20 protein-coding genes are annotated in these 22,233 nt (G+C 76.0%); 19 read left to right on the top strand and 1 reads right to left on the bottom strand.

Going from position 1 to position 22,233, the window contains the following annotated elements; genetic code table 11:
* The first annotated feature begins 24 nt into the window (after positions 1-24).
* Positions 25-531, top strand: coding sequence for a MarR family winged helix-turn-helix transcriptional regulator (locus PH190_RS22835; RefSeq protein ID WP_337993848.1), 507 nt, complete (start codon positions 25-27; stop codon positions 529-531).
* Positions 528-3,305, top strand: a complete 2,778-nt coding sequence (locus tag PH190_RS22830; RefSeq protein WP_274233825.1) for an MFS transporter — start codon at positions 528-530, stop codon at positions 3,303-3,305. Before PH190_RS22835 ends, PH190_RS22830 begins: the two co-directional genes overlap by 4 nt.
* A 38-nt stretch (positions 3,306-3,343) precedes the next feature.
* Here PH190_RS22830 and PH190_RS22825 read toward each other — a convergent pair whose 3' ends face one another.
* Positions 3,344-3,844 (bottom strand): inorganic diphosphatase, encoded by a 501-nt coding sequence (locus tag PH190_RS22825; protein ID WP_274233824.1) that lies wholly within the window; start codon positions 3,842-3,844, stop codon positions 3,344-3,346.
* 178 nt (positions 3,845-4,022) lie between these two features.
* On the opposite strand from PH190_RS22825, the gene dacB reads away from it, so the two are divergent.
* The 17 genes from dacB to PH190_RS22740 all read left to right on the top strand — a co-directional run.
* Positions 4,023-5,489, top strand: a complete 1,467-nt coding sequence (gene dacB / locus PH190_RS22820; protein ID WP_274233823.1) for a D-alanyl-D-alanine carboxypeptidase/D-alanyl-D-alanine endopeptidase — start codon at positions 4,023-4,025, stop codon at positions 5,487-5,489.
* 38 nt (positions 5,490-5,527) lie between these two features.
* A complete protein-coding gene (locus PH190_RS22815; RefSeq protein ID WP_274233822.1) occupies positions 5,528-6,607 on the top strand; it encodes a zinc-dependent metalloprotease in 1,080 nt (359 codons plus the stop codon).
* 22 nt (positions 6,608-6,629) lie between these two features.
* Positions 6,630-7,679, top strand: a complete 1,050-nt coding sequence (gene tilS, locus PH190_RS22810; protein ID WP_274233821.1) for a tRNA lysidine(34) synthetase TilS — start codon at positions 6,630-6,632, stop codon at positions 7,677-7,679.
* 14 nt (positions 7,680-7,693) lie between these two features.
* Positions 7,694-8,239: a hypoxanthine phosphoribosyltransferase gene (hpt, locus tag PH190_RS22805; RefSeq protein WP_274233820.1), complete on the top strand. Its 546-nt coding sequence runs from the start codon at positions 7,694-7,696 to the stop codon at positions 8,237-8,239.
* A 73-nt stretch (positions 8,240-8,312) separates the two neighbouring features.
* The gene (locus PH190_RS22800; protein WP_274233819.1) at positions 8,313-9,971 is read left to right on the top strand and encodes an efflux RND transporter periplasmic adaptor subunit; all 1,659 of its coding nucleotides are present in this window, start codon (positions 8,313-8,315) and stop codon (positions 9,969-9,971) included.
* Complete coding sequence (locus tag PH190_RS22795; protein ID WP_274233818.1) at positions 9,968-10,690, top strand: ABC transporter ATP-binding protein; 723 nt, start codon at positions 9,968-9,970, stop codon at positions 10,688-10,690. The genes PH190_RS22800 and PH190_RS22795 overlap by 4 nt, the downstream gene beginning before the upstream one ends.
* 7 nt (positions 10,691-10,697) lie before the next feature.
* Positions 10,698-11,909 carry an ABC transporter permease gene (locus PH190_RS22790; RefSeq protein ID WP_274233817.1) on the top strand — a complete coding sequence of 404 codons (1,212 nt, stop codon included), beginning with the start codon at positions 10,698-10,700 and terminating at the stop codon, positions 11,907-11,909.
* Between the two features lie 19 nt (positions 11,910-11,928).
* Positions 11,929-12,615, top strand: a complete 687-nt coding sequence (locus tag PH190_RS22785) for a hypothetical protein (protein ID WP_274233816.1) — start codon at positions 11,929-11,931, stop codon at positions 12,613-12,615.
* Positions 12,616-12,634: 19 nt separating this feature from the next.
* On the top strand, positions 12,635-14,200 hold the full coding sequence (locus PH190_RS22780; protein ID WP_274233815.1) for a helicase HerA-like domain-containing protein: 1,566 nt from the start codon (positions 12,635-12,637) through the stop codon (positions 14,198-14,200).
* A gap of 170 nt (positions 14,201-14,370) precedes the next feature.
* Positions 14,371-16,959 carry an ATP-dependent zinc metalloprotease FtsH gene (gene ftsH, locus PH190_RS22775; protein WP_274233814.1) on the top strand — a complete coding sequence of 863 codons (2,589 nt, stop codon included), beginning with the start codon at positions 14,371-14,373 and terminating at the stop codon, positions 16,957-16,959.
* Positions 16,960-17,094: 135 nt separating this feature from the next.
* Complete coding sequence (folE, locus tag PH190_RS22770; protein WP_274233945.1) at positions 17,095-17,679, top strand: GTP cyclohydrolase I FolE; 585 nt, start codon at positions 17,095-17,097, stop codon at positions 17,677-17,679.
* A 60-nt stretch (positions 17,680-17,739) separates the two neighbouring features.
* Positions 17,740-18,558 (top strand): dihydropteroate synthase, encoded by an 819-nt coding sequence (gene folP, locus PH190_RS22765; protein WP_274233944.1) that lies wholly within the window; start codon positions 17,740-17,742, stop codon positions 18,556-18,558.
* Positions 18,555-18,932 (top strand): dihydroneopterin aldolase, encoded by a 378-nt coding sequence (gene folB, locus PH190_RS22760; protein WP_274233813.1) that lies wholly within the window; start codon positions 18,555-18,557, stop codon positions 18,930-18,932. Before folP ends, folB begins: the two co-directional genes overlap by 4 nt.
* Positions 18,929-19,426 (top strand): 2-amino-4-hydroxy-6-hydroxymethyldihydropteridine diphosphokinase, encoded by a 498-nt coding sequence (folK, locus tag PH190_RS22755; protein WP_274233812.1) that lies wholly within the window; start codon positions 18,929-18,931, stop codon positions 19,424-19,426. The genes folB and folK overlap by 4 nt, the downstream gene beginning before the upstream one ends.
* The gene (locus tag PH190_RS22750; protein ID WP_274233811.1) at positions 19,423-19,905 is read left to right on the top strand and encodes a DUF3180 domain-containing protein; all 483 of its coding nucleotides are present in this window, start codon (positions 19,423-19,425) and stop codon (positions 19,903-19,905) included. The genes folK and PH190_RS22750 overlap by 4 nt, the downstream gene beginning before the upstream one ends.
* A 71-nt stretch (positions 19,906-19,976) precedes the next feature.
* The gene (locus PH190_RS22745; protein WP_274233810.1) at positions 19,977-20,909 is read left to right on the top strand and encodes a hypothetical protein; all 933 of its coding nucleotides are present in this window, start codon (positions 19,977-19,979) and stop codon (positions 20,907-20,909) included.
* A 131-nt stretch (positions 20,910-21,040) separates the two neighbouring features.
* On the top strand, positions 21,041-22,233 hold a 1,193-nt coding region (locus PH190_RS22740), incomplete at its 3' end, for a PrsW family intramembrane metalloprotease (protein ID WP_274233809.1).

The following is a 22,233-nucleotide window of genomic DNA, read 5'->3' as shown; positions in this document are numbered from 1 at the left end:
GCAACCGATTGTACGGAGCATGCAATGGATTCCTCGCGGCTCCCGGCTCCGCCGGGGGTGGACGACCGCTGGCGGGTCTCGGACCGTCTCGGCCACCAGCTCATCCGCGTCATGCGCGCGGTGGAGCGGGCCAAGGCCGGGTCGGTCGGGCCCGACGGCGTCGAGCGCGCCGCCTACGTGCTGCTCGCCCGGCTCGTGCTGGAGGGCCCGCGCCGGTCGAACGCCCTGGCCGAGTCCGTGCACTCGGACCCGTCGACGGTCAGCCGGCAGGTCGCCGGGCTGGTCCGCGCCGGGCTCGTCGAGCGCCGCCCCGACCCCGAGGACGGCCGGGCCACGCTCCTCGCGCCCACCGACGAGGGCCTGCGCGTCTTCGAGGCCAACCGCGACCGCCGCAACCGCGAGATCGGCGCCATGACCGCGCACTGGGACGAGGCCGACCGCGTGCGCCTCGCCGAGCTGCTCGAACAGCTGGCCGCCGACCTCGAGCACCGCCACCACCCCGCCACGCTGGCTCCCCCGGAGGCCTCATGAGCACGCCCGCTGCCGCACCCGCGGCGGCCGCCACCACCCGGGGCGAGACACCCGGCAGCACCGGCTTCACGCACCGCCAGATCCTCGTGATCCTCTCGGGCCTGATGCTGGGCATGTTCCTGGCCGCGCTCGACCAGAACATCGTCTCGACGTCGATCCGCACGATCGCCGACGACCTGCAGGGCCTCAACCTGCAGGCCTGGGCGACGACCGCGTACCTGATCACGGCGACGATCACGACCCCGCTCTACGGCAAGCTCTCCGACCTCTACGGGCGCCGGCCGTTCTTCCTGCTCGCGATCGGGCTGTTCGTCGTCGGCTCGGTGCTGTGCACGATCTCGACGTCGATGTACGAGCTCGCGGCCTTCCGCGCGGTCCAGGGCCTCGGCGCCGGCGGGCTCATGTCGCTCGCCCTGACGATCATCGGCGACATCGTCCCGCCGCGGGAGCGCGCCCGCTACCAGGGCTTCTTCCTCGCGGTGTTCGGCACGTCGAGCGTCATCGGCCCGGTCGTCGGCGGCTTCCTCGCCGGCCAGGACACGATCCTCGGCATCACCGGCTGGCGCTGGGTCTTCCTCGTCAACGTCCCGATCGGCGCGATCGCGTTCCTCGTCGTCTGGAACGTGCTGCGCCTGCCCCACACCCGCCGCGAGCACCGCCTCGACTTCCCCGGCGCCGCCGCGCTGGCCGTCGGCCTCGTGCCGCTGCTGATCATCGCCGAGCAGGGCCGCGAGTGGGGCTGGGGCTCGACCTCGGCGATCATCTGTTACGCCGTCGGCGCGGTCGGGCTCGTCGCCTTCTACCTCGCCGAGCGGGCCTACGGCGACGACGCGCTGCTGCCGCTGCGCCTGTTCCGCAACGGCGTGTTCAGCCTGACCTCGATCATCGCGATCATCACCGGCGTCGGGATGTTCGGCGGCATCGCGATCGTCCCGCAGTACCTGCAGATCGTCACCGGCTCCAGCCCGACGCAGGCCGGGCTCCAGATGATCCCGCTGGTCGGCGGCATCATGGTCGCCTCGATCATCTCCGGACAGCTCACCAGCCGCACCGGGCGCTACAAGGTCTTCCCGGTGATCGGCCTCGGGCTGATGACCCTCGGCATGCTGCTGTTCCACTTCCTGCTGCACGCCGACACCCCGTACTGGCAGGTCGCGCTGCTCATGGTCGTCTTCGGCCTCGGGCTCGGGAACTGCATGCAGACGCTCGTGCTCGCCGTGCAGAACGCCGTGCCGGCCAAGGACATGGGCGTGGCCACGGCGTCGGCGACCTTCTTCCGGCAGATGGGCGGCACGCTCGGCGTCGCGGTCTTCCTCTCGGTGCTGTTCTCGACGGTCGGCGACTACATCCGCGACGCCTTCGCCGCGATCGCCCCGACGGCGGGCTTCCGGGCCGCGCTCGCCGACCCGGCGGCGCTCGCCAACCCGGCCAACCAGGTCGCGGTCGACCCCGTCGCCGGGGCGGCGCAGGTCGCGCAGGACTCCTCGGTGCTCCAGCGGATGGACCCGCGCCTCGCCGAGCCGTTCCTCGTCGGCTTCTCCGACGCGATGGACCTGGTCTTCCTCATCGCCGGGTGCGTGATCGCCGTCGGCTTCGTGCTCATCTGGTTCCTGCGCGAGGTCCCGCTGCGCACGCAGTCGGGCATCCAGGCCCGCAGTGCCGAGGGGGCCGAGGAGGCCGAGGGCGCCGGGACCACCCCGGCCACCGAGACCGCCGGCGGCGCCGCGGCCATCGGCACCGCCTCGAACCCGCCCGTCCCCGCGACGGCGCACGCCACGTCGTCGTCGCCCGCGACCTCGTCGGAGCCCGCGACCCACGGCTGGGGCCCGCCCGCCACCGCCACCCACGGCACCGGCACCCACAGCACCGCCGGCAACGGCCGGCCCAGCCCGGTCCGCCGGTCCGGGCCCACCGTCCACGGTCGCGTCACCGGCACGGGCGGCAGCCCGGTCGGTGCGCAGGACGAGGTCTCGGTCTCGCTGCACGGCCTCGACGGCGCCCCGGTGGAGCGGGCGGGGCTCGACCAGCGGGGCGGCTACACGCTGGTCGCGCCGGCCGCCGGCACCTACGTGCTCATCGCCAGCTCGCCGCGACGCCGCCCGTTCGCGGAGCTCGTCACGGTCGACGGCGTCCCCGTGCGCCGCGACGTCGTACTGTCCCGCGTGGTGACCCTCGGCGGGCGGGTCGCCGAGCCCGATGGCACCGCGGTCGCCGGCGCCACCGTGACCGTCACCGACACCGACGGCGGCGTCGTGGGTGTACGGCGCAGCGACGCCGAGGGCGGCTGGGAGACCGGCGAGGTCGAGCCCGGCGGCTACACCGTCACCGTGCTCGCCCCCGGACGCGCACCGCGCGCGATCCGCGTCGCGGTCGGCGAGGACGGGGCGCGCGCCGACGTCACGGTCGCACCGGCCCGGTACACGCTGGCCGGGGCGGTGCGCGCCGCGGGCGGGGCGCCGGTGCCGGAGTCGCTGGTCGTGCTCGTGGGCCGGGATGGTGGCGTCGTCGCCTCGGCGGTCACGGGTGCCGACGGCCGGTTCCGGTTCGACGACCTCGCGCCCGGGCGGCACATGCTCACCGCGAGCGGGTTCGCGCCGGTCAGCGAGCAGGTGGTGGTCGAGGGGGCGGGGTCCATCGACGTCGCCCTGACCGTCACTCCGCCCCGCCCGGCCGTGTCAGCCGGGGAGGCCGCAGGGGAGGCCGCGCCGGAATTCGACCGGGCCGGGCGGCACGAGGCGGCCCCGCCGGTCGACCTCACGCGCACCACCCGCTGAAGGCGGAGCGCCGCGGCGGGGCCTGGTCGTCAGGACACTCAGTGCGCCCCGCCGTGGCCCTTCTGCTCGGCGCGCTGGCGGGAGGCCTTGATCTCCAGCTCGGCGTCCGAGCGCCCGACCCACTGCGCGCCCTCGACGCTCTTGCCGGGCTCGAGGTCCTTGTAGACCTCGAAGAAGTGCTGGATCTCGAGGCGGTCGTACTCGGAGAGGTGGTGGATGTCGCGCAGGTGCTCCTGGCGGGGGTCGCCCGCGGGCACGCAGAGCACCTTGTCGTCGCCGCCGGCCTCGTCGGTCATGCGGAACATGCCGATGGCGCGCGCGGCGACCACGCAGCCGGGGAACGTCGGCTCCTGGATGAGCACGAGCGCGTCGAGCGGGTCGCCGTCCTGGCCGAGGGTGTCCTCGATGTAGCCGTAGTCGGCCGGGTACTGCGTGGCCGTGAAGAGGGTCCGGTCCAGGCGCAGCCGCCCGGAGCTGTGGTCCATCTCGTACTTGTTCCGGTTCCCCTTGGGGATCTCGATCAGTACGTCGAACTCCACGGCGACACCGCTCCCTCGTCCTCGCTCGTCCGTCCGGCCCGACCCGCCCCCGTGGGTCGGCCCGCGGTCCTCTCGCGCCTCTAGTGTGGGGCAACGGGCGGGGTGACCCGGCACACCGTGGCGTGACCCCGGCCTCGTCCGGGCGAGGTGAACAGCAGGTGAGGAGGGGTGCGGGGTCGTGAGCGGCGAAGGTCACCGCGCGGTCCCCGCGCCGTCATCGGGTGTTCGCCGATGGGGCCTGCGGGTGCTGGCGGTCGCGGTCGTCGTGGCGCTGCTGGCCGGCCTCGGCGTCGGCGTCACCCTCTCGGCGCCCTCGTTCGCCCGCGCGGTGGGCCTGCCCGTGGGCCTGTTGGGCGGGGCGACCGCCGACCCGCCGGACCCCGCGACCCCGCAGCTGCGCCTGGCCGCCGTCGGTACCGACGCCCCGGCCCCGACCGAGGCCGGCCTCGCGACCGCGCTCGACGCCCGCGTCGCGGCCCTCGGCGACGTCACCGGCGCGGTCATCGACCCCGCGACCGGCACGACCCTGTGGAGCCGGCGTCCGTCCGAGCCGCAGGTGCCGGCGTCGGTGACGAAGCTGCTCACCGGCGCCGCGGCCCTGCTGCGCCTCGACCCGACGATGCGCTGGACGACCACGGTCGTCGCCGGTCCCACCCCCGACTCGATCGTGCTGGTCGGCGGGGGCGACCCGACGCTGTCCTCACTGCCCGCCGGACGCCAGACCGTCTACCCCGACGCCGCCCGCCTCGACGACCTCGTCGCAGCGGTGGACGCCGCGCGCGCCGGGCAGCCCGCGGTGAAGCGGGTCCTCGTCGACGTCTCGCGCTACGAGAACGGGGGCGGCGCCGGCGTCGCGCCCGGCTGGGACCCCACCGACGTCGCGAGCGGGTTCGTCGCCCCGATCGTCCCGGTGATGCTCGACGGCGGGCGCAGCGACCCGACCGTGCTCGACATCCCGCGGACCGCCACCCCCGCCTCCGACGCCGCCCGCGAGCTCGGCGCGCGCCTCGCCGAGGGCGGCGCCGCGCCGACCGTCGCCGTGGGCACGGCGCCGCCGGGCGCCCCGGTGCTCGGGCAGGTCGCGTCGCCGCCGACCACCGAGCTGGTGCGCACCGCCCTGCAGAACTCCGACAACGTGCTGGCCGAGGCGCTCGGGCGCGAGGTCGCGCGGGCGGTCGGGGAGCCGACGACGTTCGACGGCGCCGCGCGGGCGGTGACGCGGGTGCTCGACGAGGCGGGCATCGACACCGCCGGCGTCACGCTCGCCGACACCAGCGGGCTCTCGGTGAACGACCGCGTGCCCGCCACCGCGCTGTCCGGCGTGCTCGCCCCCGCCGCCGCGCCGGCCGGCCCCGACCCGCGCACCGCGGCCCTGCGCCCGCTGCTCGACGGCCTGCCGGTCGCGGGCGGGGGCGGCACGCTCGCCGACCGCTACGCCCCCGGCACCCCGAGCGCCGACGGCCGCGGCTGGGTGCGGGCGAAGACCGGCACGCTGACCGCGGCGAACGCCCTGGCCGGCGTCGTCGACACCGCCGACGGCCGGGTGCTCGTCTTCTCGTTCATGAGCAACGGCGTCGACCCGGGCACCGCGCGCCCCCGCCTCGACGCCCTCGCCGCGGCCCTGCACGACTGCGGGTGCCGCTGAGCGCGGGGACCCCGGGGACCGCGACGTACGGTGGAGCCGTGTCCGTCGAGCTGACCTCCGCGCCCCGTGACGGCACGGGCCTGCCCGTCGACTGGGGCCTCGCGGCCGCCACCGGCGCGCGGCTGGTGCCCGCGGGTCCCGCCGTCTCGCCCGCCGAGGCCGCCGCCGAGGTGAGCCGGCTGCGCGAGGGCGCCCGCATCGGCGAGGGCCACGTGCGCGAGCTGACCGGGCTCGGCGCGGGGCTGCCGGTGCCCGAGGCCGACGTCGTCGACCGGCCGGGCTGGATCCGCTCCGCGGTCGGCGGGATCGCCACGCTCCTCGAGGACGCGCCGCTGCCCGGCCCGCCCGCCGGCATTGTCGGCAGCGCCTTCGGCCGGGTGACCCGCACGGCTGCCGGCGTGCAGATGGGCACGCTGCTGGCGTTCCTGGGCAGCCGGGTGCTGGGGCAGTACGACCCGTTCGGCGGGCCGGAGCGCGCGGGGCGCCTGCTGCTCGTCGCGCCCAACGTCGTCGCCGCCCGCCAGGCGCTCGACGTCGACGCCGACGACTTCGCGCTCTGGGTCTGCCTGCACGAGGCCACCCACCGGCTCCAGTTCACCGCCGTCGACTGGCTGCGCGACCACTTCCGGGACGAGGTCGCGGCGTTCGCCGGCGGCTTCGACCGCACGGCCTCGGGCGCGGTCGACCGGCTCCCCGAGATCGTCAAGGCCGTCCGCCACGACCCGCCGCGCGACGGGCTGGCGCTGGTCGAGATGTTCCAGGGGCCCGAGCAGCGCGCCGTCCTCGACCGCCTGCTCGCCCTGACCACCCTGCTCGAGGGGCACGCCGAGCACGTCATGGACGCCGTCGGCCCCGCCGTCGTGCCGTCGGTGGCGGCGATCCGGGCGCGCTTCACCACGCGCCGTCGCGGCGGCAGCCTCGTCGACCGGCTCCTGCGGACGCTTCTCGGCGTCGACGCGAAGATCCGGCAGTACGAGCAGGGCCGCGTGTTCGTCGACCGCGTCGTCGACCGGGTGGGCCTCGACGGCCTCAACGCCGTCTGGACCTCGCCGGACACCCTGCCCCGCCGCGCCGAGATCACCGACCCGGACACCTGGGTCGGGCGCGTCCACGGCTGACGCCACCGGAGAGGTCACGGCCGTGCGCGTGCCCGAGCCCGTCGCCGAGGTCCGCCGGGCGGTGCGCGAGGCCCTGGGCGGCGTGACGGACGCAGCGAACGCGCCGTTCGCTGCCTCTACGCGCACGAACGCCGCGTTCGCTCCCGTGATCGTCGCGTGCTCGGGCGGCGCGGACTCGCTCGCGCTGGCCGCCGCCGCGGTGCACGTGGCACCCGCGGTGCACGGGGTCGTCGTCGACCACGGCCTGCAGGAGGGCTCCGCCGAGCGGGCGGCGACGACGGCCGGGCTGCTGCGGGAGCTGGGTGCGGCGGCGGAGGTCGTCGCCGTCGAGGTGGGCGCCGCGGGCGGCCCGGAGGCCGCGGCCCGCGACGCCCGCTACGCGGCGCTGCGGGCGGCGTCGTGCGCCCACGGGGACGCGCCGGTGCTGCTCGGGCACACGCTCGACGACCAGGCCGAGACCGTGCTGCTCGGGCTGGGCCGCGGATCCGGGGCGCGCTCGCTCGCGGGGATGGCGGCGTGGGACGCGCCGTGGTGCCGCCCGCTGCTCGGCGTCCGGCGCGCGACGACGCGCGCGGCCTGCGCCGCCGCGGGCCTGCCGGTGTGGGACGACCCCCACAACGCCGACCCGCGCTACATCCGCGCCCGCCTGCGCCGCGAGGTCCTGCCGCTGCTCGAGGACGTGCTCGCCGGCGGGGTGGCGCCGGCGCTGGCCCGGACGGCCGCGCAGCTCGCCGACGACGACGCCGCGCTCACCGCGCTGGCGCACGAGCGCCTGGCCCTGCTCGTCGACGGGGACGGCTCCCTCGACGCGGTCGGTCTCGCGGCCGAGGCCCCGGCCGTGCGGCGCCGGGTGCTGCGGTCGTGGCTGGTCGCGGCGGGGGCGCGGGAGCTCACCGACGCGCACGTGCGGGCCGTCGACGCCGTCGTCGCCCGCTGGCGTGGTCAGGGTGTGCCGCCGCTCGCGGGCGGGTTGGAGGTGGTGCGGGCGCATGGCAGGCTGCGGGTGCTCGAGGGGCGCCACCCCGGCCCCGGAGCCCCGGCCCGCCCCGACGGGCCGCCCCCGATCCGGTGAGGAGCCCGACAACGGTGTACGACGGCGACATCGCGTCCGTACTGATCACCGAGGAGCAGATCCAGGACAAGATCGGCGAGCTGGCCGCGCAGATCGGCGCCGACTACGGCGAGCGTGACCAGGACCTCGTGCTCGTCACCGTCCTCAAGGGCGCGGTGATGTTCATGACGGACCTCGCCCGCCGCCTGCCGATGCCCACCCAGCTCGAGTTCATGGCGGTCAGCTCGTACGGCTCGTCGACCTCGTCCTCGGGCGTGGTGCGCATCCTCAAGGACCTCGATCGCGACATCTCGGGCCGCCGCGTCCTCATCGTCGAGGACATCATCGACTCGGGGCTCACGCTGTCCTGGCTGCTCAAGAACCTCGAGTCCCGCGGGCCGGCCTCGCTGGACGTCGTGACGCTGCTGCGCAAGCCCGAGGCGGCGAAGCTCGACGTGGACGTCGCGTACGTCGGGTTCGACATCCCGAACGAGTTCGTCGTCGGGTTCGGGCTCGACTACGCGGAGCGCTACCGGGACCTGCCCTACATCGGCACGCTCGATCCCCGCGTCTACGCCTGACTCGCTGAACGGTCACTCACTCGACACGACCCCGCGCGTCATCGGCCGCTGACCGACCGCTACCGTCCGCCACATGGCGGGTGCGCGTCGCTCTCTGTGGCTCGTCAACGGGCTGATCGTGCTGGTGGTGCTGCTCGCGGTCGGCGGGACGGTCATCGGCCTGACGGCGACCGGCGGCTCCGACGACACAGGCCTGCGCACCACGCCGGTGGGCCGCGGCACCGTCGCCGAGACGGTCACCGCCTCCGGCGCGGTCACCAGCGCCCAGAGCTCCACCCTGAACTTCGCCGTCGGCGGGCGCGTCGAGGACGTGCGCGTGGCGGTCGGTGACCTCGTCGAGGCCGGCGACGTCGTCGCCACCCTCGACCCCGAGTACGCCGAGGCGAACCTCGAGGCCGCCCGGGCCCAGCGCGACGCCGCCCGCCAGTCGCTCCGCGACGCCCGCGAGGCGCGGGACAACCCGCAGACCAGCGCCGCGGCGCCGGCCCAGCAGCCGGCTCCGGCCGGTCAGACGCCGGCGCCCATGCAGCAGGGGACGGGTACGGGTGTGCCGGGAAACACCACCACAGGCGGGCAGGCCACAAGTCCGTGCACGACCTGCGCGCCTGCCGCAAATCCCGCGCCGACCACTGCGCAACCCGCACCTCCGAGTGATCAGCGCCAGCAGAGCGGTCCGCTCGTCGAGGTCAACGGGCTGCGCAGCATGCCCGCCGCCGACCCGAAGGCCGTGCCCGCACAGCCCGCACCCCCGGGCGGCGGCGGCACCGGCAGCGGCACCGGCGGGGGCGGCACCACGACCACGGCGCCCAACGCCGGTGGCGGGGCGGGTGGCGCCGCCGGCGCGACCACGCCCGAGGGCCAGGTGGCACAGGCGGAGGCGTCGCTGGCCCAGGCGGAGGCGTCGGTGATCCAGGCGGAGAACGCCACCGAGGACCTCGAGCTCTCCTCGCCCCAGGACGGCACGGTGGTGAGCCTCGACATCGGCCCCGGCCAGCTGGTCCCGGCCGGCGGCACGACCACGAGCTCGACCGGCTCGGGCAACCCGACCGGCGGCACGCTGCCCGACGGCACGGCCGGCGGCACCGGCGCGGCGGCCGCGGCGGCGGGCGCCGGTGCGGGCGCCGGAGCCGCGAGCGGGTCCACCGGCGGCGCCCAGGTCACGGGCGCGCCGACGACCCCGGCGGCGCTGACGGTCCTCGACCTCACCACGCTGCAGATCCGCGCCGACGTCCCCGAGCTCGACGTCGGCCGGCTCGCCGTCGGCCAGCCGGTCGAGGTGTCGGTCAACGCGCTGCCCGGGCAGGCGCTGCCCGGCACCGTCAGCGGCGTCGACCTGCTGCCCGGCTCCGGCTCGTCGGTGCAGTACGGCACCAATGTCACGCTCACCGGCCCGCCGCCCAACCTGCGACCCGGGATGTCGGCGAGCGTCGCGGTCACCGTGGCGCAGACGCCGAACGTCTCGTTCCTGCCGTCGGTGGCCGTCACCCCGATCGGCGGGGAGGGCGCGACGGACGGGACCGTGCAGGTCCTCGGCCCCGACGGTGTCCCGCAGCCCCGCACCGTCGGGCTGGGGCTGAGCTCCGACACGGTCACCGAGATCCGCTCCGGCCTCGCGCCCGGCGAGCTCGTCGTCCTGCCCGACCCGAACACCGCGAACCCGTTCGGCCCCGGCCAGGGCCCGCCGCCGAGCACCGACGGCGGCGGCAACCGTGGAGGCGGCGGCGGCGGATGACCGCCGGCACCGGCACCGCGCCCCTCGAGCAGGTCCCGCACGTCCTCGACGTCCGGAAGCTCTCCAAGGTCTACGGGTCGGGGGAGACCGCGGTGCACGCGCTGCGCGACGTCGACCTGACGGTGCGCCGGGGGGAGTACGTCGCGGTCATCGGCCAGTCGGGGTCGGGCAAGTCGACGCTGCTCAACATGCTCGGTTGCCTCGACGCCCCGACCTCGGGGCGCTACCTGCTCGAGGGCCTGGACGTCGCGGACCTCGACGAGCGCCAGCAGGCCGTGCTGCGCAACCGGCAGATCGGCTTCATCTTCCAGGCGTTCAACCTCATCCCGCGCACGTCGGCGCTCGCGAACGTCGAGCTCCCGCTGGTCTACGCGGGCGTGGGCCGGCGGGTGCGCCGCGAGCGGGCGCAGGCGGCGCTCTCGCTCGTCGGCCTGCAGGGGCGCGAGGACCAACGCCCCAACCAGCTCTCGGGCGGCCAGCAGCAGCGTGTCGCCGTGGCGCGCGCGCTCGTCACCACCCCGGCCCTGCTGCTCGCGGACGAGCCGACCGGCAATCTCGACTCCGCGAGCACCCGCGACGTCCTCGGCCTGTTCGACCGCCTGCACGCGGCGGGCCGCACGATCGTGCTCATCACCCACGACGACGAGGTGGCCGAGCGGGCGGAGCGGGTCGTGGTGGTCAGCGACGGGCGCCTGACCGAGGCGCGGGCGCGGCGGTGAACCAGCGATGAGCGTCGTCGAGATCATCCGGTTCGCGGTCCGCGGCCTCATCGCGAACCGGCTGCGCTCGCTGCTGACGATGCTCGGGATCATCATCGGCATCGCCGCGGTCATCCTGCTCACGGCGCTGGGCAACGGGGCGTCGCAGTACATCCAGGGCCAGATCGCGGGCCTGGGCGCCAACAGCATCACCGTCCTGCCGCGCCAGCCGCCCGACACCGCCGGCACCGACGGCCGCCCGCTGACCCAGGGCGACGTGCGCGCGCTCGCCGACCCGCAGGGCGCGCCGGACGTCGCGTCGGTGTCGCCGGTGGTCTCGCTGCAGGGCACGACGGTGGAGGCGGGGCGGGCGCGCACCGACGCCACGATCATCGGCAGCACGCCGTCGTACTTCCCGGGCGCCAACATCCAGCTCGGGACGGGCCGCGTCTACACCGAGGCCGACGTGACGGCGGGGCGCAAGGTCATCCTGCTCGGCCGCACGGTCGCCGACGACCTCTTCGGCGTCGGCTCCGACCCCGTGGGCCAGGACGTGCTGGTGCGCGGGGTGCCCTTCGACGTCATCGGGACGCTCGCGCCGGCCGGGCAGGGGCAGGGCCTGTCCAACCCCGACGAGAACGTGCTCGCGCCGCTGACGGCGGTCCAGGGCTCGTTGACCGGGTTCGGCGACCTCACCCAGATCGTCGTCCAGGCACGGTCCACCGAGGCCCAGGCGGCGGCCGAGAGCGAGATCAACTCGATCCTCGACCGCCGGCACGGCATCGACGTCCCCGACAACCGCGACTACCAGGTGCTCTCGGCGCGCCAGCTCGCCGACGTCCTCGACGACACCCTCGGCGCGTTCACCCTGCTCCTCGCGGCGATCGCGGCGATCTCGCTGGTGGTCGGCGGCATCGGGATCACCAACATCATGCTCGTGTCCGTCACCGAGCGGACCCGCGAGATCGGCATCCGCAAGGCCCTCGGCGCCCCGCCGTCGGCCATCCTCGGCCAGTTCCTCGTCGAGTCGATCATCCTGAGCGTGGTCGGCGGCGTGCTCGGCGTGGCGGTGGGCTACGCCGGCACGCTCGTGCCGCTCGGCGACTTCCGGCCGGTGGTGCTGCCCTCGGCCGTCGTCGCGGCGGTCGGGGTCTCGGCCGCCATCGGCATCTTCTTCGGCGCCTACCCCGCCCGCCGCGCCGCCCGCCTGCGACCCATCGAGGCCCTGCGCCGCGAGTGAGGACCCCCGGGAGGACCTCGTGACCCAGCCATCCGACCCGTCCGGCCAGTCCGGACAGACCGGCCCGGCGACCGACGACCCGTCGGACACCGACACCCGCGCGGTGGAGACGTCCCCGAGCCGCGGCGACGCCGCCGAGACCGAGCAGTTCCCGGTGCCCCCGCCGCCGGCCCGCCGCTCCGACCCGCCGCCGCGCGGCCAGGGCCCCGACCAGGCCCCCGACCAGCGGACCGACCCGCGCCCCGACCCGGAGCGCGCGCACGAGGACCGCACCCAGGCGGACCACGCCGCGACGGTGCTCGACCGGCCCGTGGACGACATCGACCTCGCGACGCGGCTGCGCCGGCCCGGCCTGGCGCGGTCAACGAGGATCCTGCTGCTCGTGCTCGGCGCCGTGGTGTGCGTGGCGCTCGGGGCCCTCATCGGCCGGGTGACGGCGCCGGACACGGGGCCGGGCTCGGTGCCCGACGTGCTCGGCGTCGTCGAGTCCGTCCAGCCCACCGGCGGCGGGTTCCCGATCGTCACCGTCCGGGCCGGCGACGGAACGCTCACCCCGCTGCGCACGACGGCCGGGACGAGCGTCGCGGTGCCCCGCCCCGACGGGCCCGCCGGGCTGCGGGTGGGCCAGCAGGTCACGGTGCACGCCGAGCGCGGCGCCGACGGCGCGATCACCGCGGTCCGCGTCGACGTGCCCGCCGGTTCCTGACCCCCGCTAGCCTGCCCCCGTGGCCGACCAGGGTGCTGCTGCAGAGATCGCCGCCGGGTACGCGACCGAGGGCGCGGCCCTCGAGATCGGGACCGTCGTCGTCGACGGGACCGTCGACCCGACGGCGAGGGTCCGGATCCCTTTCGCGACGCTGAACCGGCACGGCCTGGTCGCCGGCGCGACCGGCACCGGCAAGACGAAGACCCTGCAGAACCTCGCCGAGCAGTGCTCGGCGCACGGGGTGCCGGTGCTCCTCGCGGACATCAAGGGCGACCTGTCGGGTCTCGCGCGCCCGGGCGAGCAGAACGACCGCGTCACCCAGCGCGCCACCGACACCGGCGACGACTGGGCACCCACCGCCTTCCCCGTGCAGTTCCTGTCGCTCGGGCAGGGCATCGGGGTGCCGGTGCGCGCGACGATGACGGGCTTCGGGCCGATCCTGCTGGCCAAGGTGCTGGGCCTCAACGAGACCCAGGAGTCCACCCTCGGCCTGATCTTCCACTGGGCCGACCGGAAGGGCCTCGCCCTGCTGGACACCAAGGACCTGCGCTCGGTGATCCAGCACCTGCTCTCCGACGAGGGCAAGGCCGAGCTCAAGGGCATCGGCGGGGTGTCGTCGTCGACGGCCGGCGTCATCCTGCGCGCGCTGGTCAACCTCGAGGCCCGCGGCGGCGACGAGTTCTTCGGCGAGCCCGAGTTCGAGCCCGCCGACCTGCTCGTCGTCGAGCCCGACGGGACGGGCCGGGTGACGCTGCTCGAGCTCGCCGACCAGCAGGCCGACCCGACGCTGTACTCGACGTTCCTCATGTGGCTGCTCGCCGAGCTCTTCGAGGACCTGCCCGAGGCCGGCGACGTCGAGAAGCCCAAGCTCGTCTTCTTCTTCGACGAGGCCCACCTGCTGTTCACCGACGCGTCGAAGGCGTTCCTCGACCGGATCGAGCAGACGGTCAAGCTGATCCGCTCCAAGGGCGTCGGCGTCTTCTTCTGCACCCAGCAGCCCACCGACGTGCCCAACGACGTGCTCTCGCAGCTCGGCGCGCGGGTGCAGCACGCGCTGCGGGCGTTCACCCCGGACGACCAGAAGGCGCTGACGCGCACGGCGCGCACCTACCCGAAGTCGGCGGTCTACGACATCGAGACCTCGCTGACCTCGCTCGGCACCGGCGAGGCGATCGTCACCGTGCTCTCCGAGCGCGGGGCGCCGACGCCGGTGGCGTGGACGCGGGTGCGGGCGCCGCGCTCGCTGATGGCGGCGATCGGCGAGCCCGCGGTCACCGAGGCGGCGCAGGCCTCGCCGCTGTGGCCGAAGTACGGGCAGGCCGTCGACCGGGAGTCGGCCTACGAGAAGCTCTCGGCCGCCACCGGGGCGACGGGCGCGCCGGCCCCCGCCGAGCCCGTGCCGGCGGGTCAGCCCCCGCAGGTGGCGCCGCCGCAGGCCCCGCCGCCCGCGCAGGACGAGGGCCCGGGCTTCCTGGAGAAGGCCGCGAGCAACCCCGTGGTCAAGTCCTTCGTCCGCTCGCTGGCCAGCCAGCTCGGGCGCGAGATCAGCCGCGGCCTGTTCGGGACGGCGCGCCGCCGGCGCTGACGTCCGGACCGCTCACGCGCGCCCGGACCGCCGTCGGGCCAGCGGGGTACATTGAGCAGATCAGGGCCCCACGGACGTCCGTGCGTGCGCGGACCCCGAGCCGAGACGACAGACACCGACCGCAGGGTCCACCCGGGGAGGGTCGAGGGCCGCCTGGAGGCCGCAACCGCATGGACCGCAAGCGCCTTCTCCGCAATCCACTCATCTGGATCGTGGTGTTCTTCCTGGTCTACCTGGGGGTCTCGTCGCTGCTCAGCGACACCCGCGGGTACACCGAGGCCCCGACGTCGCTCGCCCTGGCGCAGGTCGAGGCGCGCAACGCGTCCGAGATCACGATCGAGGACAAGGAGCAGCGGCTCCGGCTGACGCTCACCAACCCCGTGCAGGTCCCGGGCGTCGACGGCGCGCAGCCCACGACGACCAACCAGATCTACGCGCAGTACCCCGCGGCCGCGACCGACCAGGTGTTCGCCCTGGTCCGCGAGAACCCGGCGCCCTCGGGCTTCGACACGCGGGTGACCCAGGACTCGTTCCTGACCCAGATGCTGATCTACCTGATCCCGCTGGGCCTGGTCCTGCTGCTGCTGTTCTGGATGATGAACTCGCAGGGCGGGGGCAACCGCGTCCTGTCCTTCGGCAAGTCCAAGGCCAAGCAGCTCAACAAGGACATGCCGAAGACCACCTTCGCCGACGTCGCGGGCGCGAACGAGGCGGTGGAGGAGCTCTACGAGATCAAGGACTTCCTCCAGAACCCCTCGCGCTACCAGCAGCTCGGCGCGAAGATCCCCAAGGGCGTCCTGCTCTACGGGCCGCCCGGTACCGGCAAGACGCTGCTCGCGCGCGCCGTCGCCGGCGAGGCGGGCGTGCCCTTCTACACGATCTCGGGCTCGGACTTCGTCGAGATGTTCGTCGGCGTCGGCGCGTCCCGCGTGCGCGACCTGTTCGAGCAGGCCAAGCAGAACTCGCCCTGCATCGTGTTCGTCGACGAGATCGACGCCGTCGGCCGCCACCGCGGCGCCGGCATGGGCGGCGGCCACGACGAGCGCGAGCAGACGCTCAACCAGCTGCTCGTCGAGATGGACGGGTTCGACTCGCGCGGCGGGATCATCCTCATCGCCGCCACCAACCGGCCCGACATCCTCGACCCGGCGCTGCTGCGTCCCGGCCGGTTCGACCGGCAGATCCCCGTCGCGGCGCCGGACCTCGCCGGCCGCCGCGCGATCCTGCAGGTCCACTCCGCGGGCAAGCCGCTGGCGTCCGACGCCGACCTCGACGGGCTGGCGAAGCGTACCGTCGGCTTCTCCGGCGCCGACCTCGCCAACGTCATCAACGAGGCCGCGCTGCTCACCGCCCGGCTCGGGCAGCAGCAGATCACCGGCAGCGCGCTCGAGGAGTCGGTCGACCGCGTGATCGGCGGGCCGGCGCGCAAGAGCCGCATCATCTCCGAGCAGGAGAAGAAGGTCGCGGCCTACCACGAGGCGGGCCACGCGCTCGCCGCGTGGGCGATGCCGGACATCGAGCCGGTCTACAAGGTCACGATCCTGCCGCGCGGCCGTACCGGCGGGCACGCCCTCGTCGTCCCCGAGGACGACAAGGAGCTCATGACCCGCTCGGAGATGATCGCGCGCCTGGTGTTCGCGATGGGCGGGCGCTCGGCCGAGGAGCTGGTGTTCCACGAGCCGACCACCGGCGCGTCGTCGGACATCGAGCAGGCCACGAAGATCGCCCGCGCGATGGTCACCGAGTACGGCATGAGCGCCAAGCTCGGCGCGGTGAAGTACGGCCAGGAGCAGGGCGAGCCCTTCCTCGGCCGCACCGCGGGCCGCCAGGCGGACTACTCGCTCGAGGTGGCCCACGAGATCGACGAGGAGGTGCGCAAGCTCATCGAGGCGGCGCACACCGAGGCGTGGGACATCCTCAACACCCACCGCGACGCCCTCGACGCGCTGACCGGCGAGCTCATCGAGCACGAGACGCTGCAGCGCCGCGACCTCGAGCGCGTCTTCGCGTCGGTCACCAAGCGCCCGCGGATCACCGCGTTCAACGACTTCGGCGAGCGCGTGCCGTCGGACCGCCCGCCGATCAAGACGCGGCGCGAGCTCGCCACCGAGCGCGGCGAGCCGTGGCCCCCGCCCGGCGAGGAGAGCGCGGGCGAGCGCACCGCGGTCGGCGCCGGTGCGTCCAACGGCCACGTCGTGCACAGCAACGGCGCGTACGGGTCCGGACCGGCCCACGCGGCCGGCAACGGCCACGACACCGGCCACGGCGACCCGGGCTACGGCGACCCGGGCCGCGGCGACACCGGCTACGGCGCGCCGCAGGGCCCCGACGGCGGCTCCACCCCGACGCCGCCGGCCGGGATGCCGGCCACCGGGATCCCGGACGTCTACCGCACCGGCGCGAACGGGCGTCGCGGTGCGGACGCCGGCGACAAGCCGTCGTCGGTGGCGCCCAACTACGGCGCCCCGCCCGGGTGGACCCCGGCGACCGTCCCGCACGGCACGACGTGGAACCCGAGCGGCGCCGGCCGCTCCGGGAGCACGAGCCCCTACGGCGGTGCGCCGTCCGGCTCGTCACGCTCGGCTGGCGAGACGAGCGCGAACCCGTACGGTGACCCGGATGGCCGTAGGCGTGACGGGTGGTCGGAGGGCCGGCACAGCGGCTCGCCCAGCTGGGGCCACGACGGCACCACCGGCGCGGACGGCGGCACCGGGAGCACCGGCCCGGACGGTCGCGACACCTCTCGCGGCCAGGGCTGAGGAGGCCGGCGCACCCCGCGCGGCGGGGGCCGGCCGGTCGAGGAAGACCGCGAGGGAGACGTGACGGCTCAGGAACTGGACGGCGACCGGGTCCGCCCCACCGACGACGGCGCCGGCGGCCCGGTCGGCACGGCGGTGGCCCCGGAGTGGCCGGGATTCGACACCCCGCGCGCCGAGGCGGCCGTGCGCGAGCTGCTGCTGGCCATCGGCGAGGACCCGGACCGCGAGGGCCTGCGCGAGACGCCGGCGCGCGTCGCGCGGGCCTATCAGGAGCTGTTCGCGGGGCTGCGCGCCGACCCGGCCGAGGTGCTCGAGCGCACCTTCGACGAGGGCCACGAGGAGCTCGTGCTCGTGCGCGACATCCCGCTGTTCTCGATGTGCGAGCACCACCTGCTGCCCTTCCACGGGGTCGCGCACGTCGCGTACATCCCGGGGTCGAAGGGCCTGGTCACCGGCCTGAGCAAGCTCGCGCGGCTCGTCGACCTCTACGCCCGTCGCCCGCAGGTGCAGGAGCGCCTGACGAGCCAGGTCGCCGACGCCCTCGAGTCGCGCCTCGACACCCGGGGCGCCCTCGTGGTGATCGACGCCGAGCACCAGTGCATGTCCGCGCGCGGGGTCCGCAAGCCCGGCGCGCGCACCACGACGTCGGCGGTGCGCGGCATCCTCAAGTCGTCGGCGAGCTCGCGGGCGGAGGCCCTCGGCCTCATCCGGAGCGGCTGAGGAGTGGGCGCGCCTCCCGGGCCGTCGCACGCCCTGCCCGACCCCGGCCGCTGCGTCGTCATGGGCGTCCTCAACGTCACGCCCGACTCGTTCTCCGACGGCGGGCGCTGGCTCGACCGCGACCACGCGGTCGCCCACGGCGTCGCGCTGCACGGGCGCGGCGCCGACCTCGTCGACGTGGGCGGCGAGTCCACCCGCCCCGGGGCGGAGCGGATCGACGCGGAGACCGAGACGCAGCGCGTGGTGCCCGTGATCCGCGACCTCGTGGCCGCCGGGGTGCGCGTCAGCGTCGACACCACCCGCGCCGCCGTCGCCGCCGCGGCCGTCGAGGCCGGTGCCACGATGATCAACGACGTCTCCGGCGGGCTCGCCGACCCGCACATGGCCCGCACGGTCGCCGAGGCCGGCGTGCCCTGGGTGATCATGCACTGGCGCGGGCCGAGCAACCGGATGACCGAGCTCGCCTCCTACGAGGACGTGGTGGGCGAGGTGCGCGCCGAGATGGTCGAGCAGGTCGACCGGGCGGTGCTCGCCGGCGTCGACCCGTCGCTGCTGGTCCTCGACCCCGGGCTCGGGTTCGCGAAGACCGCGGCGCACAACTGGACGCTCCTGCGCAAGCTGCCGGTGTTCACCGGCCTCGGCTTCCCGGTGCTGATCGGGGCGTCGCGCAAGCGGTTCCTCGGCGCGCTGCTCGCCGACGACGAGGGCACACCCCGCCCACCCGACGGCCGCGAGGTCGCCACCGCGGCGGTGTCCGCGCTCGCGGCGGCCAACGGCGCCTGGGGCGTGCGGGTGCACGAGGTGGGGCCCTCGCTGGACGCGGTCGCGGTGGCCGCGGCGTGGAGCTGGGGCACCTCGCCGGCGGAGATCGAGCCGTGAGCTCGCCACCCGACCGCATCGCCCTGCGTGGCCTGCGGGTCCGCGGGCACCACGGCGTGTTCGACCACGAGCGCCGCGACGGCCAGGACTTCGTCCTCGACCTGGTCCTCGAGGTCGACCTCGCCGCCGCCGCCGCGTCCGACGACCTCGCCGACACCGTCGACTACGGCACGCTCGCCGAGCGCGCGGCCGCCGTCGTCGCCGGGCCGCCGCGGCAGCTCATCGAGGCGGTGGCCGGCGAGGTGGCCGACGGGGTCCTCGCGGACGGGCGCGTCGCCGCCGTCGAGGTCACGCTGCACAAGCCCGAGGCGCCGATCACGGTGCCGTTCGACGACGTCGCGGTGACGGTGCGGCGGGAGCGGAGCCGGGCGTGAGCCGCGCGGTGCTGTCGCTGGGCTCGAACATCGGCGACCGCGCCGCCAACCTCCGCGGGGCCGTGGCGACGCTGCGGGCGGCCGGCGCGCGGATCGTCGCCGTCTCGCCCGTCTACGCGACGGCGCCGTGGGGCGGGGTCGAGCAGGACGACTTCCTCAACGCGGTCGTCGTCGCCGAGGACCCCGACGCGAAGCCCTGGTCCTGGCTCGCCCGCGCCCGCGCCGCCGAGAGCCGCGCCGGCCGGACCCGCGACGTGCGCTGGGGCCCGCGGACGTTGGACGTCGACGTCCTCGACGTGGACGGCACGACGAGCGCCGACCCCGCGCTCACCCTCCCGCACCCGCGCGCCCACGAGCGCGCCTTCGTCCTCGTGCCGTGGCTCGACGTCGACCCGGACGCCGAGGTCGCCGGGCTCGGACGGGTCGCGGACCTCCTCGCCGCGCTCCCCGCCGAGGAGCGCGCGGGCGTGCGGCGGGAGGAGGCGGTGCTGTGAGGACGCGCACCAGCCCCTCGCTGCTGCTCGTCGCGGCCGTGGCCGCGGGCCTCGCCGTCAACGTGCTCGTGCAGGCGGCGTACGGGGAGCTGCCGCCGCTGCCGCTGCTCGCCGGGCTGACCCCGCTGGTGCTCGGGATCGCGGAGCTCGTGCTGGCGTTCGTCCTGCGCGCCCGCATCCGGCGCCGGCCCGGGGCGCGCCCCGTCGACGCGCTGGCCGCCGCGAGGGCCGTGGCGCTGGCGAAGGCGTCGTCGCTGGCCGGGGCGCTGGTCGGCGGCGCGTGGCTCGGGCTGCTCGCCTACGTGCTGCCCCTGAGCGGTCGGGTCGACGCCGCGGGGGCGGACACCGCGAGCGCGGTCGTCGGCGCGATCGGGTCGGCGGTCCTCGTCGGCGCCGGCCTCTGGCTCGAGCACAGCCTGCGCACCCCGGACGACCCCGGCGGCGACCTCGGCCGGGACGCGCGCGACCGCCGGTCGTGACGGACGTCGCGGCGCCGGCCCCGGAGCGCGGGGGGCGGGGGGCGGCGCCGGCGGCTCGCTATCCTGCAGCGATGAGCACCCCGGACGGGGTCGGACGCGCCGGCCCCGACGGCCGACGCGCCGTGCTGCTGAGCGCCGCGGGCGTGCTCGCCGTGACCGCCGGCGCGGCGGTGGTGCTCGCCGACGACGCCCGCTGGCTCCGCCTGGCCGTCGTGGCGGCGCTCTGGGCCGCGGTGCTCGTGGTGCTCGTGCTCGCGCGCCGGGGGCGCAGCGACGCCGAGCTCGCCGAGATCGCCGAGGAGGCCCGCGAGGCCGAGGAGGGGCGCGCCGCGGCCGAGGACGAGGCCGAGGAGCGGGTCGCCGCCCTGCACCGCGACCTCGACCGGCGGGTGGCGCGCGAGGTCGCCGCCCGCGAGGAGGCCGAGCAGACCGCCGACCGGGCCCGCGAGGAGGTCGCGTCCCTGCGCGACGAGCTCGACCGCACGCGCCGCCAGGCCGACGCCGTGACGCTGCAGTCGGTGGGCGTCCCGGCCGCGCCCGCCGGCCCGCCGCGGCCCCGGGGCCCGCGCCTGCGGGTCGTCGGCGACTCGGGCCCGCAGGCGCGCGTGCCGTCCGGACCGCCGGTCCCGCCGCCCGCGCCCCGGCGCCCGTCCCTGCCCTCGGCACCCGCGCCGCGCACCGCCGGTTCGTCGCCGCGGGGCCGCGTCGAGCCGCCCACCGAGCACACGGCCCGGCCCCTGCGCCCGGCGCCGCCGCCCGCGAGCGACGGCCCGCCGTCCGACCCGTCGGTGCTGGACGCCGGCTCGTTCGTCGACCAGTACGTGCGCTCCGCCGGCTACGAGACCCTCCCGGAGCCCCCGGCGCCGGCCGACGAGCCCGACGACCGCCGCTCCCGCCGCGCGCCGGCGGCCGACGCCCCGTCCGGCGGCCGCACGGTGGCCGAGCTCCTCGCCGCCCACGCCGCCTCGGGCGGCACGGTGGGGCGTCGGCGCCGCGACCCCTGAGCGGCGCCGGCGACCCGATTCGCAGCGAACGCGCCGTTCGCTGCCTCTAGGCGTTCGGAGTCCCCGTTGATCACCACGCCCGCCACCCGTGGGCGGGCCCTCCGGCTCGCGGGTCGTTACCCTCCGGCAGGGTGATCGCCCCTCCGGTCCGCCTGGCGCCGCAGCAGCGCCGGACGCTCGTGTGGCCGGTGCTCGGCCTGATCCTCCTCGGCATCTGCGCGCTGATCACGATCGGGCTCGCGAGCACCGAGATCGGCGCGGTCGGGGTGGTCGTCGGCGTCGTCCTCGCGCTCGTGCCGGTCGCGCCCGTCGTCGCGGCCTTCCTGTGGATCGACCGCTTCGAGCCCGAGCCGCCCCGCCTGCTGCTCGGCGCGTTCCTGTGGGGCGCGGGGCTGTCGGCCCTGGTCGCGGTCGTCATCAACTCCAGCGCGATCATCGCCGCGGAGCTCCTGCTCGGACGCGGACAGGGCGACGTCGTCGGCGCGGTGATCTCGGCGCCGCTCGTCGAGGAGTTCGTCAAGGGCGCGTTCGTCGTCGGCCTGCTGCTCGTGCGGCGCCGCGAGTTCGACGGGATCGTCGACGGCGTCGTCTACGCCGGGATCACGGCCGCGGGGTTCGCGTTCACCGAGAACATCATCTACTTCGGCCGGGCCTTCGCCGAGTCCGCCGACGGCGCGCCCGGCGGTGCGGTGCTCGCGACGTTCGTGCTGCGCGGGGTGCTCTCGCCGTTCGCGCACCCGCTGTTCACCGCGATGATCGGGATCGGCGTCGGGATCGCCTCGCAGGCGCGCTCGCGGGTGGTCGGGACCGCCGCGGTGCTGGGCGGCTACGTGCTCGCGGTGATGCTGCACGCGCTGTGGAACTCGTCGACGCAGCTGGGCGCCGGGTTCTTCGGCGTCTACGTGCTGATCATGCTGCCGCTGTTCGCCGGGATGATCGGGCTCGTCGTGTGGCAGCGCCGCCGGGAGGCCGACGTCCTCGCGCGCCAGATGCCGGGGTTCGCCGCCGCGGGCTGGATCGCGCCGAGCGAGGTGCCGCTGCTCTCGAGCCTCGCCGGCCGGCGCCGCTGGCGGAGCGCGGTCAACCGCCGCGCCGGCGCCACCGCTGCCCGCGCCGTCGAGGACTACCAGCACGCCGTCACCGAGCTCGCGTTCCTGCGCGCACGGGCCGAGCGGGGCGCGCTCCCGCCCCGGCCCGACTGGCACGCCGAGCTCCTCGACGCCGTCGTCCGCACGCGCCTCGCCGCCGTCAACGCCCCGGGTGTCCAGGGCCCCACCGGTCCGCCGCCCGGACCCGGCGGGCCCCCGTCGTCCTGGCCCGGCTG

Origin of the sequence: Actinomycetospora straminea, from assembly GCF_028737255.1 — a bacterium.
Taxonomy (GTDB): Bacteria; Actinomycetota; Actinomycetes; order Mycobacteriales; family Pseudonocardiaceae; genus Actinomycetospora; species Actinomycetospora straminea.
Note: the sequence above shows the minus strand (reverse complement) of the source record. Positions and strands in the feature narration are given on the sequence as shown.